This is a genomic window from Flavobacterium sp., from assembly GCF_044361015.1.
In the GTDB taxonomy this organism is placed as follows: domain Bacteria; phylum Bacteroidota; class Bacteroidia; order Flavobacteriales; family Flavobacteriaceae; genus Flavobacterium.
Window position 1 is genome coordinate 17,464 of the sequence record NZ_JBIKJL010000024.1, and the last position, 17,633, is coordinate 35,096.

15 protein-coding genes and 3 pseudogenes are annotated in these 17,633 nt (G+C 32.8%); 15 read left to right on the forward strand and 3 right to left on the reverse strand.

Features of this window, described 5'->3' with window-relative positions; genetic code table 11:
• The first annotated feature begins 50 nt into the window (after positions 1-50).
• The 3 genes from ACIQ2Z_RS07580 to ACIQ2Z_RS07590 all read left to right on the forward strand — a co-directional run bounded on the left by ACIQ2Z_RS07580 (position 51) and on the right by ACIQ2Z_RS07590 (position 2,278).
• Positions 51-881 (forward strand): UDP-2,3-diacylglucosamine diphosphatase, encoded by an 831-nt coding sequence (locus ACIQ2Z_RS07580; protein WP_396183544.1) that lies wholly within the window; start codon positions 51-53, stop codon positions 879-881.
• A gap of 41 nt (positions 882-922) precedes the next feature.
• The gene (locus ACIQ2Z_RS07585) at positions 923-1,711 is read left to right on the forward strand and encodes a hypothetical protein (RefSeq protein ID WP_396183545.1); all 789 of its coding nucleotides are present in this window, start codon (positions 923-925) and stop codon (positions 1,709-1,711) included.
• Between the two features lie 420 nt (positions 1,712-2,131).
• Positions 2,132-2,278, forward strand: a complete 147-nt coding sequence (locus tag ACIQ2Z_RS07590; RefSeq protein ID WP_396183546.1) for a hypothetical protein — start codon at positions 2,132-2,134, stop codon at positions 2,276-2,278.
• A gap of 70 nt (positions 2,279-2,348) precedes the next feature.
• Here the strand turns inward: ACIQ2Z_RS07590 and ACIQ2Z_RS07595 are convergent, their stop codons facing one another.
• The 3 genes from ACIQ2Z_RS07595 to ACIQ2Z_RS07605 all read right to left on the reverse strand — a co-directional run bounded on the left by ACIQ2Z_RS07595 (position 2,349) and on the right by ACIQ2Z_RS07605 (position 4,463).
• Positions 2,349-2,771 carry a protease complex subunit PrcB family protein gene (locus ACIQ2Z_RS07595; RefSeq protein ID WP_396183547.1) on the reverse strand — a complete coding sequence of 141 codons (423 nt, stop codon included), beginning with the start codon at positions 2,769-2,771 and terminating at the stop codon, positions 2,349-2,351.
• Between the two features lies 1 nt (position 2,772).
• Positions 2,773-3,921 carry an N-acetyl-alpha-D-glucosaminyl L-malate synthase BshA gene (bshA, locus tag ACIQ2Z_RS07600; protein WP_396183548.1) on the reverse strand — a complete coding sequence of 383 codons (1,149 nt, stop codon included), beginning with the start codon at positions 3,919-3,921 and terminating at the stop codon, positions 2,773-2,775.
• 80 nt (positions 3,922-4,001) lie between these two features.
• Positions 4,002-4,463: an Lrp/AsnC family transcriptional regulator gene (locus ACIQ2Z_RS07605; RefSeq protein ID WP_396183549.1), complete on the reverse strand. Its 462-nt coding sequence runs from the start codon at positions 4,461-4,463 to the stop codon at positions 4,002-4,004.
• Between the two features lie 172 nt (positions 4,464-4,635).
• Here ACIQ2Z_RS07605 and ACIQ2Z_RS07610 point away from each other — a divergent pair, with 172 nt between their 5' ends.
• The 12 genes and pseudogenes from ACIQ2Z_RS07610 to ACIQ2Z_RS07665 form a co-directional block, all read left to right on the forward strand.
• The gene (locus ACIQ2Z_RS07610; protein ID WP_396183550.1) at positions 4,636-5,850 is read left to right on the forward strand and encodes an aminotransferase class I/II-fold pyridoxal phosphate-dependent enzyme; all 1,215 of its coding nucleotides are present in this window, start codon (positions 4,636-4,638) and stop codon (positions 5,848-5,850) included.
• A 107-nt stretch (positions 5,851-5,957) separates the two neighbouring features.
• Entirely contained in the window at positions 5,958-7,439 is a 1,482-nt protein-coding gene (gene nhaC / locus ACIQ2Z_RS07615; protein WP_396183551.1) for a Na+/H+ antiporter NhaC, read from the forward strand.
• Between the two features lie 331 nt (positions 7,440-7,770).
• Positions 7,771-8,355: pseudogene (locus ACIQ2Z_RS07620) on the forward strand (peroxiredoxin).
• A gap of 114 nt (positions 8,356-8,469) precedes the next feature.
• A pseudogene (locus ACIQ2Z_RS07625) lies at positions 8,470-8,744 on the forward strand (thioredoxin family protein).
• Positions 8,744-8,996 (forward strand): annotated as a pseudogene (locus ACIQ2Z_RS07630) (DUF6952 family protein). Before ACIQ2Z_RS07625 ends, ACIQ2Z_RS07630 begins: the two co-directional pseudogenes overlap by 1 nt.
• A 118-nt stretch (positions 8,997-9,114) precedes the next feature.
• Positions 9,115-9,612, forward strand: coding sequence for a thiol peroxidase (tpx, locus tag ACIQ2Z_RS07635; protein ID WP_396183552.1), 498 nt, complete (start codon positions 9,115-9,117; stop codon positions 9,610-9,612).
• Between the two features lie 7 nt (positions 9,613-9,619).
• Positions 9,620-10,003, forward strand: a complete 384-nt coding sequence (locus ACIQ2Z_RS07640) for a diacylglycerol kinase family protein (protein ID WP_396183553.1) — start codon at positions 9,620-9,622, stop codon at positions 10,001-10,003.
• A 45-nt stretch (positions 10,004-10,048) separates the two neighbouring features.
• Positions 10,049-12,484 (forward strand): DNA translocase FtsK, encoded by a 2,436-nt coding sequence (locus ACIQ2Z_RS07645; protein ID WP_396183554.1) that lies wholly within the window; start codon positions 10,049-10,051, stop codon positions 12,482-12,484.
• Between the two features lies 1 nt (position 12,485).
• Positions 12,486-13,127, forward strand: a complete 642-nt coding sequence (locus ACIQ2Z_RS07650; protein ID WP_396183555.1) for an outer membrane lipoprotein carrier protein LolA — start codon at positions 12,486-12,488, stop codon at positions 13,125-13,127.
• Positions 13,128-13,134: 7 nt separating this feature from the next.
• Complete coding sequence (locus ACIQ2Z_RS07655; RefSeq protein ID WP_396183556.1) at positions 13,135-15,114, forward strand: LptF/LptG family permease; 1,980 nt, start codon at positions 13,135-13,137, stop codon at positions 15,112-15,114.
• Between the two features lie 27 nt (positions 15,115-15,141).
• Positions 15,142-16,272: a 3,4-dihydroxy-2-butanone-4-phosphate synthase gene (ribB, locus tag ACIQ2Z_RS07660; protein WP_396183557.1), complete on the forward strand. Its 1,131-nt coding sequence runs from the start codon at positions 15,142-15,144 to the stop codon at positions 16,270-16,272.
• 743 nt (positions 16,273-17,015) lie between these two features.
• On the forward strand, positions 17,016-17,633 hold a 618-nt coding region (locus tag ACIQ2Z_RS07665; protein WP_396183558.1), incomplete at its 3' end, for a hypothetical protein.

Genomic DNA, 17,633 nt, shown 5'->3' on the forward strand with positions numbered 1-17,633 from the left:
TAAAATGCATTTTGAATTTAGAAGGTTAATTTGCAAAACCTTCCATCACAATGCTTAAAAAAAGAAAAGTTGAAGTTGTAGTTATTTCTGATGTGCATTTAGGAACCTTTGGTTGTCATGCTAAACAATTAGTGCACTATTTATCAACCATAAAGCCAAAAATACTCGTTTTGAATGGTGATATTATAGATATCTGGCAATTTAGAAAATCCTATTTTCCGAAAGCACACTTAAAAGTAATCAAAAAAATAATAGACATGGCTTCGAAAGGAACCGAAGTTTATTATATCACCGGTAATCATGATGAAATGTTGCGAAAATTTAGTGATACTAAAATTGGTAATTTTTCAATTTTGGACAAATTAATTTTGGAATTAGATGACAAAAAAGCATGGATTTTTCATGGTGATGTTTTCGATTCCTCGGTGCAACATTCCAAATGGATAGCTAAATTAGGAGGTTGGGGATATGATTTACTGATTTTAGTAAATCGATTTGTCAACCGAATATTAGAAAAAATGGGGAAAGAACCTTACTCTTTTTCCAAAAAAATAAAAGCGAATGTTAAAAAAGCAGTCAAACATATTTCAGATTTTGAATTGACAGCCTCTGAATTAGCCATTGAAAATAATTACGATTATGTGATTTGCGGTCATATCCACGAACCTAAAATGATTCGAAAAGCTACTAAAAAGGGAACAACTTTTTATTTAAATTCGGGTGATTGGGTTGAAAACTTAACTGCGTTGGAATACAATAAAAAGCGTTGGAAATTATATCGTTATGACAAAGACACCAACATGATTGAAGAAGATTTTTTTGAAATGGAATCGAAATTAAGTGAGCAGCTTATTGCCTCATTAATTTTTTCGCAAAAATGATTTTTTTTGCTTTAATTTGTTTCATATTAATTCAACTTAAAATGAAGACAAATTTTTTACTACTGACTGTTCTAATGCTAACTCTTTCATCTTGTTCCTCCGATGACTCCGGTAATGCATATTTTAACTATTTACCCTTAACATCGGACAATAGTTGGACCTATGAAGTAGAGGGACAAACTACAAATTTCGATAATTTATTTGTTGGAGATGAAATTATTTTAAACAATAAAACCTACCAGCAAATGAAGACAACAGATGTTCCTTTTGGATTCTATTCGTCGCTTTTGAGAGATAATGGCCTTAGAAATGAGGGCCAAAAGTTATTTTTAACCGGCACACTTGCCTTAGATTTAGGCGTTGACATTCCGTTGGATTTTGCTCTTGAAGACTTTATTCTAATTAATAATGATGCTGCCTCTAATGAAGTAATGTCTACAAAATCAGGTACAATTTCTCAAGATTTAAATGGTAATCCAATTACTATCGATTACACCATTAAATCAACAGCTCTTGAAACGCTGCCTAGTTTTACAACTTCTAAAAATGTGACTTACACCGATGTGAAAAAAGTAAACTTTGTCATAAATGTAGAAGTAACCACTATACAGACAATTCCGGGCACAAACATAACTATACCAATTCCTATTTTAAACAGTCAGGATGTTTTGACTGCTACACATTATTATGCTCTAGATATTGGTATGGTCTTTGCAAATAACATAATTACTTATTCCTTGGCTATCAATCCGGCTGATTTTGGTTTAGACATTCCTCAAACTAGCTCTCAGTCTCAAAACGAATTTTTAGACTCGTACACGGTGAATTAACATACTTTAACTTGTAATAAAAAGATTTAACTCTCTCCGGGGTTACCTTTGTAGTAGTAGTAAAATTAACATAATAAAAAAAAATTATTTTAATTGGCCCTCATATTAGTTGGGCTGACATTTGGTACAAATGCATAGGAAATTTCTAAAAATGCACTTGGTTTACTTTTAGGAAGTAATGACTGTTTTGGTGCTGAAATATCTTATTAAATAGGGTTATCCAAATCAAATTGTTTAGAATCTGACCTTGGATTGAGAAATTCTGACAATGATGATGCATTTAAAATTGTAGGTTTATACCAATGGGGTTTGGACAATTGAAAAACACGTTTTCAATGGTATGCAGGACTTGGTTTAGGTTTAGTAACTTGGACTAACAATAACAAAAATCATGGATATGAAGATGGTGCTTTTTTATTAATGGCAGGTGATATTGGAAGTGAATATAGTTTTGATATTCCTTTATTACTTTCTTTGGATTTCAGACCTGAAGTTTTTTTTGGAAACAATTACAGATATAACAATTATGGTACTGACATTGCTTTGAGTATCAGATACCAGCTCTAATTCAATCCATTTAAATTAAAATGCCCTCGTAGTAATTACTATCGAGGGCATTTTTAATTAGGATTGTTTTTTATTTTATAATGATATTCTTTTTAGAATTTATTTTTACTATTGCTAAAGGATTCGTCATCACTGAAGTTGCTATTCCTTTTGGTCCATTTTCTTTGATGGTTATGATAATATCATTTTCCATTTCTTCTATAGTTTCGATAATGAAATAATATCCTCCGGAACTTTTAGTACCCATGTTTAACAATAAAAAGTTGCACGTATAAATATCGGCTGCTTTTATTTTTTTCTTTAAATCAGCATCATTCAAAAGCATTTTAAATTCTTTCGGTTCTGAAATAATTTCAAAAAATTTAAAATTTGCTCCACCATGTTCTTCTTGTTTTAAAATTTCATAAAGTGTTAACTTATCCGCATTATTTGTTTTTGAGGCACAAGAAAACAATACAATACTTATAATAAAGAAGGCAATTATTTTTTTCATCTTAGTTTGATTCTGTTTTAAATTGTTCTTGAATGGCTTTTTCATAAATTGCTTCATAAAGAGGTAAAATTTTTGCAATATCAAATCGTTCGGATACAGCGTAAGCGTTTTTCTTAAACTTAGCTAAGTTGGTTTCATTTTCTAAAATACGAACTGCATTTTTCGCCATGGAATCAATATCACCCACATTGCTTAAATATCCTGAAAATCCATCCACATTCACTTCCGGTAAACCGCCTGTATTACTTGAAATTACTGGAACACTACAAGCCATGGCTTCTAAAGCTGCCAATCCAAAACTTTCCGTCTCAGAAGGTAATAAAAACAAATCAGAAAAACACAAAATTTTATCAATCTCATTACTGTTTCCAAAAAAGATAACTTTATTAGCAATACCTAATTCTTCACAAAGTAATTCCGCTTTTTCTTTTTCAGGTCCATCCCCTACCATCATTAATTTTGAGGGAATTTGTTGTTGGATTTTGTGGAATATTTTTATGATATCTGGAATACGTTTCACTTTTCGAAAATTACTGATATGAGTGATAATTTTCTCAGAATCTGAAGCCATGAGAGACCTATAACACGTGGCACCTTCCTCTAACTTAGTTTTCTCCAATTCAATAAAATTTGGAATGACTTCAATTTCTTTGGTGATATTAAATAACTTATACGTTTCGTCTTTCAAACTTTGAGAAACAGAAGTCACTACATCCGATTTATTTATACTAAAACTAACGGCAGGTTTATAAAACGGGTGATTCCCTACTAAAGTAATATCGGTTCCATGCAAAGTAGTAACCATAGGAATAAAAATACCTTCATCTTTTAACATTTGCTTAGCCATGTAACCGGCATAAGCGTGTGGGATAGCATAATGCACATGCATTAATTCGATTTTATGCAACTTAACCATATCGACTAATTTACTGGAAAGAGCCAATTCATAAGGTTGATAATGAAAAAGCGGATATTCCGGAACATTAACCTCGTGGTAATGCACATTTGGATTCAATAAAGCTAATCGCACCGGTTGACGATACGTGATAAAATGAATCTCATGTCCGCGATGAGCCAATTCAAGTCCTAATTCAGTGGCTACTACTCCACTTCCACCAAAAGTAGGATAACAAACTATAGCTATTTTCATGCAATTTATTTAGAGTAACAAATCTACTATTTTTCAGAGCAGATTTTGGTAAGAATTCGTTAAAATTAAAATTTCAAAACCTACGCCAATTCAAAAACGGTTGTGTTTTTTACTTCCCCAATCATGAAAGAACTGTGCGTACTGCCAATGTGGTTTAACGTGGTTAATTTTGTTATCATAAATTCACGATATTCTTCCATGTTACCTACACATATTTTCAGAATATAATCGTAATCACCACTCACGTGAAAACATTCCAAAACTTCGTGAAGTTTGACTACTTCACTTTCAAAGTCGGATATGTACTCTCGGGTATGTTGCACCAATTTGACATGGCAAAAAACCACAAATCCTTTGTTAATTTTTGAACGGTTTAAAAGAGCAACATATTGTTGAATAATCCCTAAACGTTCCATTTTTTTTATGCGTTCATATACCGCTGTTACAGATAAATTAAGCAATAGTGAAAGCTCTTTGGTCGTTTGTTTGGTATCTATTTGAAGTAACGAAAGTAATTTTTTATCAATTTTATCGAGTTCCATAATAAGTATTTAAGTTTTAAAAAATCTATTCAAATAAAAAACAAAAGACAAATATAGTTATTAAATCTATTTATATTAAAAATAGCCGTTTAATATTCCAAATTATAAGCTATATATTGTTTTAAATTCTAATTTTTATGTATTTTGTAATGCACAATAAAAAACCATAAAAATGAAAACAACTGATTTTAATGCTGCCAATCAAATTCAAGATTTACAATATTTTGGCGAATTTGGAGGCGTGAATCCTTCTATTTCAGATAGTTCAACCTATACTTTCTTATCTGCTAAAACAATGTTTGACACCTTTGAAGGAAATGCGGAGGGATGCTATTTGTATTCTCGTCACTCTTCTCCAATGAATTTATATTTAGGTAAAGCTTTAGCAGCCATGGAAGGAACAGAAAGTGCTAATGTAGCTGCTTCCGGAATGGGTGCCATTACCCCTGTTCTAATGCAATTGTGTAATGCCGGAGACGAAATTGTTTCAAGTAGAACAATTTATGGAGGAACCTACGCCTTTATGAAAAATATGTTACCTCGCTGGAACATTAAAACACACTTTACGGACATCACAAAATTAGATGTTGTAGAAGCAGCTATAAATCAGAATACAAAGGTTTTATATTGTGAAACCGTAAGTAACCCTTTATTAGAAGTAGCTGATATTGAAGGGCTCGCTAAGATTGCTAAAAAGCATAATTTAAAATTAGTGGTTGACAATACCTTTTCACCTCTTTCAGTTGCTCCAGCACAAATGGGTGCAGATATTGTTATCCATAGTTTAACAAAATTTATCAATGGAAGCAGTGATACCGTTGGCGGAGTGGTTTGTGCTTCCCAAGAGTTTATCAACGCGTTGAAAAATGTAAATAGTGGTGCGAGCATGTTATTTGGGCCTACGATGGATAGTTTACGTTCAGCCAGTATTTTAAAAAACTTAAGAACCTTGCATATCCGAATGAAACAACACAGTTTCAATACACACTATTTAGCTAATAAATTTGAAAAAGATGGTTTAAAAGTAGTTTATCCCGGATTGAAAAGTCATCCTAGTTATGAACTTTATGCTTCTATGATAAATAAGGAATATGGATTTGGTGGGATGATGACTTTGGATGTGGGTTCATTGGACAAAGCCAACGAGTTAATGGAGTTAATGCAAAACAGAAACCTTGGTTATTTAGCTGTAAGTTTAGGCTTTTACAAAACGTTGTTCAGTGCACCGGGAACCTCTACTTCCTCTGAAATTCCAATTGAAGAACAGATAGAAATGGGCTTATCAGACGGATTAATTCGATTTTCAATTGGATTGGATAATGATATCGAACGAACTTATCAAAAGATGAAGGCGTGTATGATAGAACTGGGAGTTTTGAATAAATAAAAAACACATTTTAACTAAATATAATCCGATTCATGCATGAATCGGCTTCTTTTTTTAAAATTCAAAATTCAAAAAAAATAGTATATTGCATCCACAAACAAAACTACATGAAAAGTCAAGATATTAAATCACAAGACCCGAAAGACGAACAACTTATTGAAAATAAAGAACTTTCTATTTTCGAAGCATTAATTCCTATCTTACTTTTAATAGCCATTTTAGCTTATAATGTTTATGCTTATGGAGACAGTGCCACTGCTGGTCCGAATCAATTTGCATTAATAATTGGTGGAGCAATTGCAGCAATAGTTGGGTTTCTAAATAAAGTTACATACAAAGCCATGATGGAAGAAATCGCAAAAAACGTAAAATCTACCGCTGGAGCAATTTTAATATTATTAATGGTGGGGGCACTTTCGGGAACATGGTTAATCAGTGGTGTTATTCCGACGATGATTTATTATGGTTTACAAATTTTACACCCTGCCATTTTTCTTCCGGCTTGTTTAGTCATTTGTGCTGTTATTTCAATTGCGACAGGAAGCTCTTGGACAACCTCGGCAACGGTAGGAATTGCACTTATTGGAATTGGTTCAACCATCGGAATGCCTCTTGGTATGGTTGCCGGAGCTGTAGTTTCGGGAGCTTATTTTGGCGACAAATTATCACCATTGTCCGATACAACAAATTTAGCTCCGGCTATGGCAGGAACCGATTTGTTTACGCACATTCGTTATATGACCATTACGACTGTGCCAACTATGATTATTACATTATTACTTTTTATTTTTTTGGGTTTAGCTCAAACAACCAATGGTTCAGGTGATAATTCGGCAACGCTAACATCAATCAATGATGCCTTTACTATTTCACCTTGGTTATTCCTGGTTCCGGGAATTGTTATACTATTAATCATCAAAAAAACAGAACCACTTATTGCCTTATTAATCGGAACCTTGTTAGGAGGTGTCTTTGCACTTATTTTCCAGCCGGAATTAGTAGCCAAAATTGGTGGAAGCAGTCATTTATCTTTTGTTTCAGGTTATAAAGGTGTAATGAATGCTATAACCGTTGAAACTTCGGTTGAAACCACTAATCAAATGCTCTCTGATTTATTTTCAGCTAAAGGGATGAAAGGAATGATGAGTACTATATGGCTAATTCTGTGTGCCATGGTTTTTGGCGGTGTAATGGAGGCTATTGGGGCGTTAACTCGAATTACAGATTCTTTATTAAAACTGTTTCACACTACTTTTGGCTTATTTGCCAGTACTGTTGCCAGTTGTTTAGCATTAAACCTTACAGCTTCTGATCAGTATTTAGCTATTGTAGTTCCCGGAAAAATGTTTACAAAAGCCTATCAAGATAAAGGTTTAGCTCCTGAAAATTTGAGCAGAACTTTAGAAGATTCCGGCACGGTTACTTCTGCATTAATTCCTTGGAATACTTGTGGGGCCTATCAAGCAGGTGTATTAGGTGTTTCTACAATTTCTTACCTTCCATATGCTTTTTTTAATATTATCAGTCCATTTATGACATTGCTATTTGCTGCTTTTAATATTAAAATAAAGCAATTAACAACTAAATAAGATTTACTTTCATAAATTATTTAAAACTGCTTTAATCGGCAGTTTTGTTATCTAATATAACTTTAACTACTATTGATTCCATATTATTTTAGTATGATAATTACGAATAATGAATTTATAATTACTTAAAATTACCTAGTAACTAATTTTAAGCCGTTATCATCGCAAGCATCATTAAAACTAATACTTCTATACTTAAAAAGGAATTACAAATATCATATATTACTCTTCTGTAATGCACTAAATTTGCATCTGAATTAACATTTTAAAAATGATTATGTGATTAGTAGGTAAAAAATTTCCAAACATTACAGTAGATGCCATTTCTGAAATGGGCGATAATTTAAGAATCAATGCGCTTGATGAAACCATAAAAAACAACAAAAAATTAATTTTATTTTAGTATCCAAAAGATTTCACTTTTGTATGTCCAACAGAATAACATGCTTTTCAAACCGCTTTACCGGAATTTGAAAAAAGAAATACCGTTGTTATTGGTGCTTCTTTTGACACAAACGAAATTCATTTTGCTTGGTTAAATACCGCCAAAAATAAAGGTGGAATTGAAGGAGTAACTTATCCAATTCTTGCAGATACAACACGGAATTTATTATTGGCTTTAGGCATCTTAGATATTGAAGTAGGTGAATATAACGAGGAATCTGATTCCTTTTTAATTGACGGTTCAGGTGTTACTTTCAGAGCTACTTACTTAGTTGATGAAACCGGTAAAATTTTCCATGAAAGTATAAACGATATGTCATTAGGAAGAAATGTATACGAATATTTGCGTTTAATCGATGCCTTCACGCACGTTAAAACTAAAGGAGAAGTTTGTCCTGCGAATTGGGAAGAAGGCAAAGATGCAATGCATGTTGACCGTTTGAGTACTGCTGCTTACTTGAGTCAAAACTAATACAATAACAATTTCAATGACAATAAAAAGAATCAGCTTTTGATTTTTGATATTGAAATTTTAAAAATATAAAATATGTTAATCGATTAAACCGAAGATACGCTTCAAGATTTAGTGAAACTAATAATAAAGTGGTAGTTCAATATTCTGCTTCTTGGTCTGGAAATTGCCGAATCATGAAACCTAAATTCAAAAAATTAGCTTCAGAAAAAGATACAATTACGTTTATTTTGGCAGATGCTGAGAATTCTCCTGAATCAAGAAAATTAGCTAATGTTTCAAATTTGCCCACTTTTGCAACATTTGTAAACGGAGAATTGGTGAATCAAACACAAACCAACAAAGCTGAAGTATTAGCTGAATTGGTTTCTGAAATTTCAGCAAAATAATGAAACTACCGGCAATAAAAGACTTAAGCCAGTTTATTGAAGATAATAACCAAGATTATCTTATAGAAACCATTGAAGTTTTAGAAGCTTTAACTGAAATTCCTTCCTTAAAAGAAGAAGAGTTGGATGTTATTGGAGAATTAATTTCCAATATGTATGGTGCGAGGTTCAGAAATCAATTAAAACAGAATGGATAAAAAAGAAGCTTTGAACGGTTTTATGAAACGTGTTTTAGGTTCAATAGACAAATAATTTTCAAACAAATACCTTTTTAAAACGCTTCCGTCAGGTGGTGTTTTTTTTTGTTGTAAAAATCAACCTAAAGATTACTAAAATTTTCATACTTTTGAACACTAATTAAATATCAATTATGGCATCAATAACTTTAGGAGGAAATCCTATTCATACGCAAGGAGAACTACCAAAAGCGGGTACAAAAGCACCCGATTTCAATTTAATAAAAACAGATTTATCTTCCAAATCCTTAAGTGATTATGCGGGAAGTAAATTAGTTTTAAATATTTTTCCGAGTATTGATACCGGAGTTTGTGCTGTATCAGTTCGAACATTCAATCAAAAAGCGAGTTCTTTAGAAAACACAAAAGTTTTATGTATTTCCAGAGATTTACCGTTTGCTCAAAAACGATTTTGTGGGGCTGAAGGGATAGAAAATGTTGAAAATTTATCCGATTTTAAAACCGGAAGTTTTGGTGATGCTTATGGATTAACGATTGTTGATGGACCATTAGCCGGATTACACTCAAGAGTTGTAATTGTTCTTGACGAAAATGGAATCGTAACTTATGCCGAACAAGTTCCTGAAATTGCTCAAGAACCAAATTATGAGTTGGCTTTAGCGGCGTTATAATTCGAATATGGGATTTCAAAAAGACACTACCCTTTTCACCGGACGCCTAAAAAGTATGGTTTTTGCTATAAAAGGAGCTTACAAATTGGTTACAACAGAGCATAGCGTGATGGTTCAGTTTTCAATCGGTATTATTATTACTGTTGCCGGTTTTTATTTTGAAATTACCCAAACAGAATGGCTATTGCAAACGTTAGCTATCGGATTAGTTTTGTCCATTGAAGGATTAAATACAGCCGTTGAAAAAATAGCTGATTTTATTCATCCGGAATTCCATGAACGAATAGGTTTCATTAAAGATATTGCAGCAGGTGCGGTTTTTTTTGCAGCTATGACTGCCATTGCAATTGGTGCTATCATATATTTTCCGTATGTTACAACTTTAGTATAACTAAATCTAAATAATTACTTTTAAAGCAAATCAGAGAGTTTTTAAATGGCTAAATCATCAACGACAGGTTCTGCAAAATCAGAAACAGATAAGGAAACAAAAAAATCCTGGAAGTTAACCAAACAATACAAATTTTTGTTTGGTTGTTTTTTGGTTTTATTTTCTGTTGCTCTTTTTCTTTCGATGATTTCTTTCTTTATCTATTGGAAAGAAGACCAAAGTGCGATAACCAGTTTAACCAACCGTTCAGTTGAAGTTCATAATTGGTTAGGAAAAATTGGTGCTTATATTGCCGACTTCTTTCTTTATAAAGGATTTGGTATTGCTTCTTTTTTATTAGTCCGACTTTTCTTTTTATCCGGAATTTATATGATTTTGAGTTTACCACTAAAAAAGCTCAAAAATCTTTGGTTTTGGGATTTATTTGCCATGGTTAATTTTTCATTACTTTTTGGCTTCTTTTCAAGTTACATTCCCGAACTAGGCGGTGTTATTGGTTTTGAAATGAATTCTTTGATTCAGGATTTTATGGGAAAACCGGGAACTTTGTTAGTTTTGGTTTTCAGTTTGTTAATTTATTTGATTTTTAAAGTCAATGTTTCCCCTGAAGCTTTTCAAAAACTGTTCGAACGAAAGAAAAAAGAAATTAAGGAAGATTTAGCCGATGCAAAAAGTGCTTTTGATCAACCTTTACCTACCAATACTAAAGAAGAAGTTGAAGAAGGGATAATTTCAATGAAACCTACTTCTGTATTTGAAATTAATAAAGAAGCTTTAAAACCAACTATTGAACATGCTTCAGAAATCAATTTAGAGCCAAAAGTAAAAACATTAGATCCACTGCCCCATTCAGTAACAAGAGAGCCGGAAATCATTCATACCGATGATGAACAATTTGTGATTGAAAAAGCACCTGAGGAAGAACAGTTAGATGAAAACCTTGCCGCTCGATTAGTAGCTGATTTTGGTGAGTTTGATCCAACATTAGAACTTTCTAAATATAAATTTCCAACCCTGGATTTATTAAAAGATTACGGTTCTGCCGGAATCACCATTAACCAGGAAGAGTTAGAAGAAAATAAAAACCGAATTGTTGAAACACTCCGAAATTATAAAATTGATATCGCTCAAATCAAAGCAACCGTTGGGCCATCAGTAACTTTATATGAAATTGTTCCTGAAGCAGGTGTTCGTATTTCTAAAATTAAAAGTTTAGAAGATGATATTGCTTTGTCACTCTCTGCTTTAGGAATTCGTATTATTGCTCCAATTCCCGGTAAAGGTACCATTGGTATTGAAGTGCCAAATAAAAATCCTACTATGGTGCCTATGAAATCTGTTTTGTCTTCTCAACGTTTTCAGGAAGCCGAAATGGAATTACCGATTGCTTTAGGAAAAACAATTTCTAATGAAACTTTTGTGGTCGATTTAGCTAAGATGCCTCACCTTTTGATGGCTGGAGCCACCGGACAAGGAAAATCTGTAGGTTTGAATGCTGTACTTACCTCCTTATTGTATAAAAAACATCCGGCGGAAGTAAAATTTGTTTTGGTTGACCCTAAAAAAGTAGAATTGACTTTATTTAACAAAATCGAACGCCATTATTTAGCTAAATTACCGGATACTTCCGATGCTATTATTACCGATAACACAAAAGTTATCAATACATTAAACTCGCTTTGTATTGAAATGGATAATCGCTACACCTTGCTGAAAGATGCAATGGTGCGAAACATCAAAGAATACAACGAAAAATTTAAAAACAGAAAATTAAATCCAAACGAAGGACATCGCTTTCTTCCTTATATTGTTTTAGTTGTGGATGAGTTTGCCGATTTAATTATGACTGCTGGAAAAGAAGTAGAAACACCTATTGCCCGTTTGGCACAATTAGCACGAGCTATTGGTATTCACTTAATCATCGCTACTCAAAGACCATCTGTGAATGTGATTACCGGTTTAATAAAAGCTAATTTCCCTGCGAGAATTGCTTTTAGAGTTACCTCAAAAATTGATTCAAGAACTATTTTAGACACACAAGGAGCTGACCAGTTGATTGGTCGTGGCGATATGCTCTATTCCAACGGAAATGATTTAGTTCGGGTGCAATGTGCTTTTGTAGACACACCGGAAGTAGAACGTATCACAGAATATATCGGTTCACAAAAAGCTTATCCAAAAGCATATCTCCTACCTGAGTATGTGGGAGAAGAGAATGGCACAATGCTTGATATAGATATAACCGAACGTGATTCAATGTTTAGAGAAGCTGCAGAAGTGATCGTAATAGCTCAACAAGGCTCCGCTTCTTTATTACAACGAAAATTAAAATTAGGTTACAACCGAGCCGGTCGATTAATAGATCAATTAGAAGCCGCCGGAATAGTTGGTCAGTTTGAAGGAAGTAAAGCACGTGCCGTCAATATTCCTGATTTGAATTCGTTGAATGAATTTTTTAATAATGAACAAAATAATGCTTAAAATGAAAAATCTTATTTGGATTTCTATTTTTTTAATCTCTACAATTACAACTTTTAGTCAAGAAAAAAAAGCCAAAGATTTACTTGACGAAGTAACCGCCAAAGTTAAAAGCTACGAAAATATAGCCATTGATTTTAAATATTCTCTTCAAAACACCAAAGAAAATATCAACCAAGACAGCAAAGGAAATGTAGTTCTCAAAGGAAATTTATATTATTTAAATTTTATGGGTGTTACCAAAATTTTTGACGGCAAAAAAACCTATACTATTGTTCCTGAAGATGAAGAAATCACCATTTCTAAAGTGGATGACAAAGATGAAAACGCTATAACTCCCTCTAAAATGTTAACTTTTTTTAATAGTGGTTACAAGTATTATTGGGATATTTTACAAGATGTAAAAGGACGTAAAATCCAATACATCAAACTGGTGCCAATCAGTTCAAAAGACCAACGAAAAGAAATACTTTTAGGGATAGATGTGCAAACAAAACATATCTATAACTTAATCGAAATAGGTAAAAACGGAACTAAAACTACCCTCACTGTTAATTCTTTCAAAACCAATCAACCGGTATCAAAAAATCAGTTTACCTTTGACGATACTAAATATAAAGGTTACTACATCAATAGAATAGACTAATTCTGAGGTGAAAATACTGGATCGCTATATACTGACTTCGTTTCTGAGTACATTTGCTACGGTATTTGTAATCCTTTTTTTTATCTTTATTTTGCAGGGAATTTGGCTCTTCATTGCCGATTTAGCCGGAAAAGATTTAGATACTTATTTAATTGTAAAGTTTTTATTATTCTATTCGCCTAAGGTAGTTCCATTGGTTTTACCGCTTTCCGTTTTATTGTCTTCTATCATGACCTTCGGTAACTTTGCCGAAAATTATGAATTTGCCGCCATGAAAGCTTCAGGAATTTCTTTAAAAAGAGCCATGTATTCTCTTGCTATTTTTATTACCGGATTGAGTTTTGTGGCTTTTTTATTTGCTAATAATATAATCCCGCAAGCAGAATATCAATTTGTAAATCTAAAAAAAGTTATTGTTCAACAAAAACCTTCCATGGCAATTGCAGAAGGTCAATTTAGTAAAATTGGTAGTTACAATATTAAAGTTAGTAAAAAACATGGTGAAAATAATAATCTTTTAGACGATATTACCATTCACCGGCTTTCTAATTTTGGCGCAGGAGCAAATGTAATTATCAAAGCTAAAAATGGTGAATTAATTGGGGATGAAAAAACAAATTTCCTTCAATTGATTCTATACAACGGTAATTATTACGAAGATATTCAACCCAAAAATTTTGAAGACAAAAAGAAATTACCATTTGCAAAAAGTTCCTTCAAAAAATACATCATTAATTTTGATTTAGCTCCGTTGCAAAAAACCGATATGAATTCGGATGAAATTACCAATACCAATACAATGCTAAATGTCAATGAATTGGTTTATACAATCGATTCATTAGAAACAAAAAAAGAAAAAGATATTGTTTCCTATACAGAAAATATACACCAACGAATTGGATTAGTAAATTCTAAGCTTGTTGACAAACCAAAAATTAAAGATACCATCATTGCAGACTTAACTTCCATCTTAAAATCTTATCAAGTTGTTCAAATACTTGAATTTGCACGAGGAAGTGTTACTAACACAAAATATTCAATTGATGGTTCTCAATATGAATTTACCGGAAAAATAAAAAATATTAATAATCATTGGTTAGCTCTTTATGATAAGTTTGTCATAGCTTATGCTTGCCTTTTAATGTTTTTTATTGGGGCACCCATTGGAGCAATTATAAGAAAAGGTGGATTAGGTCTCCCGATTGTATTTGCCATGATTATTTTTATTACCTATCATTTCATCAATGTATTCGGTAAAAAAGTGGCTCAAGAAAATGGAATTCCTCCCTTTTTAGGTTCATGGATGTCATCTATTATTCTTACGCCTTTTGCTGTTTTATTAACCTACAGAGCTACAAATGATATTGGATTAATGCTTAATTTTGATTGGATTACAGTTCCATTTCAAAAATTATTTACTCCTAAAAATGCTGAAGATGATTTATTAATTGAAACAATTGTGAATTTAGATGCCCTGAAAATAGATGAAGATGAAGAATTTGAAAAATTAAATCATTATACGGATGATTCACTCATCAATATTGTAAAAAATGCAAAACAGTTTAGTTATTCAAGCGATTTTAGAAATAAAGCCTTAAAAATATTATCTAATCGTGGCATTACACAACAAGATTTATTTGATACCAATAATTTATACAATAAAGAATACCAAGAATTAGATCGTTTAAATCAAGCCTATAAAGTACAAAATAATATTACATTAGTTACCTATTTTATTACTTTGATTTTAAGTGTATTTAGTTCAAAACTAAACCCTATACTTATTCTTATCTCAATTATAACTATTATTTTATTTTATATATTTTTATATAAGTCACACCAAACGCTTGAGGAAATGGGTAAATTAATTGGGCGTAAAGTGAATGTAGGCCTAGTTTTAACTTTTTTAGTTGGATTTCCCTTCTTTATTTTATTATATTTTTATATTAAAACAGTCATTAAAGAAGCGATGACTCAATATCGATAATAACTTTTGAAAGCATAAAAATTAATCATGTCTTATAAAATACAACTAAATACCATAGAAGAAGCTATTGAAGATATCCGTCAAGGAAAAATCATCATTGTAGTTGACGATGAAGATCGCGAAAATGAAGGTGATTTTTTGGCTGCGGCTGAAAAGGTTACTCCGGAAATGATTAATTTCATGGCTACTCATGGCCGCGGACTCATTTGTGCTCCCTTAACAGAACGTCGTTGTTCAGAATTAGAACTTCGTTCCATGGTAGTCAATAATACCGATCATATGGAAACTGCATTTACTGTTTCTGTAGATTTAAAAGGAAATGGCGTTACAACCGGAATTTCTGCAGCAGACAGAGCTAAAACAATTTTAGCATTGGTAAATGAAGAAACTAAGCCCTTTGAACTGGCCCGTCCTGGACACATCTTCCCATTGATTGCAAAACAAGGTGGGGTTTTAAGAAGAACAGGGCATACGGAAGCGGCTATTGATTTTGCACGCTTAGCTGGGTTCTCCCCTGCTGGAGTAATTTGCGAAATCATGAATGAAGACGGTTCGATGTCTCGCCTACCACAATTAGTAGATGTTGCTAAAAAGTTTGATTTGAAATTAGTTTCAATTGAAGATTTAGTGGCCTATCGTATGCAACATGATAGTCTGATTCAAAAGAAAGAGGATTTTGAAATCAATAGCCGATTTGGAATATTTCGTTTACGAGCTTATCTACAAACTACAAACAAACAAATTCATTTAGCATTGACCAAAGGAAGTTGGAATAATGGGGAAGCTGTACTTACCAGAATAAATTCCAAACAAGTTAATAATGACATCCTAGAAACCTTAACAAACAATACAGGCAAACGATTGGAAGATATGTTTAATCGTATTAACAAAGAAGGTCGTGGAGCAATTATTTTTATTAATCAAGAAATTCCTTCTATTGAGCTATTAAACCGCATTTGTGAGTTAAAAATTCTTCAAGAACAAGGAGAAATGAAAGCACCACCAATCAAAATGGATTCAAAAGATTTTGGTATTGGAGCTCAAATTTTACATGATATTGATATTTCAAAAATCAGACTGCTATCCAACTCTGAACAAACCAAACGAGTTGGAATGATTGGCTATGGCTTGGAGATTACGGAATATGTGAAGTATTAGAAATATTATCTTAAAAATAAAAAAACCGATTAGTTTCCTATTCGGTTTTAATTCTGCGGAGAAAGAGGGATTTGTATTCTCTTTCGTATGCCTTTATTTTAAAGGATTGTTCCAGAATAAATTGCTAGGGTCTCTATTTTGAACCTCCAAAAATCAGTCTCTTTATTGACAAATCTTGATACACAAATATATGAAAATAAGTTCAATATTTGGTTAACTGATGGTCAAAATTACCCAATAATCAATGGCTCTACTTGTTCATATTTTAAGCTAGTGTACTGGCAGAACTCTTCTATACTCACAAACTCGTTCTCGAGCTTGGAGAGGTCTTTTCTAATCTTTTGCAGTAATCTAATGCTTTGCCGGTAGGACTTACCTGTAATGCGTTGTATGTCCTTTGGGTAGATGCATATGCGTTTGGGTTCTGTTCTCATACATTATCCTTGATTATGACTTGGCTTTGAGTAGTCTTTGGGTTAGACTTGATTTCTCTTTTCAAAATTTAAAGTTACTGAAAAAAATGATTCCATTTATGGGTGCAATTTACTTCAATTTTGGTGTCGTTTTAAGTGTCATTTGTGTTTAAATGTGACATTTATACCATTGATTGTCATACGGTATAGCTTCGTAGTATAAATTTTTAGTTTAAGTGTAATATTTGTCTTGAAATCAATCGAAGGGTTGCAACCGAATGTGGATTGAGGGAGTGTGAAAATGATTTTTGAATTTAAATTTTTGAAGTTATGGCTAGACAGAAAGGCATAATTAAATTAAAAGGTACTATCGGGGATATTACCTTTTACAAAACCCAGGACGGACACTTAGCGAGAGAAAAAGGCGGAATTGACGCTAGTAGAATCAAGAGTGATCCTGCGTTTCAAAGAACGCGTGAGAATGGTGCTGAGTTTGGTCGTGCCGGTGCTGCCGGTAAAATTTTAAGAACTTCTTTGAGAGCTTTGCTTTTGAATTCTGCAGACAGCAGAATGGTGAGTCGTTTGACGCAGCAAATGGTGAAGGTTATTCAGGCGGATGCTGTGAATGAAAGAGGTTTGCGAAATGTGATTGATGGTGAAGCGGAATTGCTTACCGGTTTTGAGTTTAACATTCGTGGGAAACTTGGAACGAGTTTGTTTGCACCTTTTATAGGGAACATTGACCGAGTTGGCGGAACGATTTCCGTTGATTTGGCTCCGTTTGTACCTGCGAACATGATTGCAGCTCCTTCCGGAACGACTCATTTTAAAATCATCTCTGCGGGAGCGGAAGTTGATTTTGAAGCGGAAACGTTTGTGGTGAGTAACTCTGAAACAGCCATTTTGCCATGGAATGCTGTTCCAACAGTTGCTATCAACCAGGTGAAT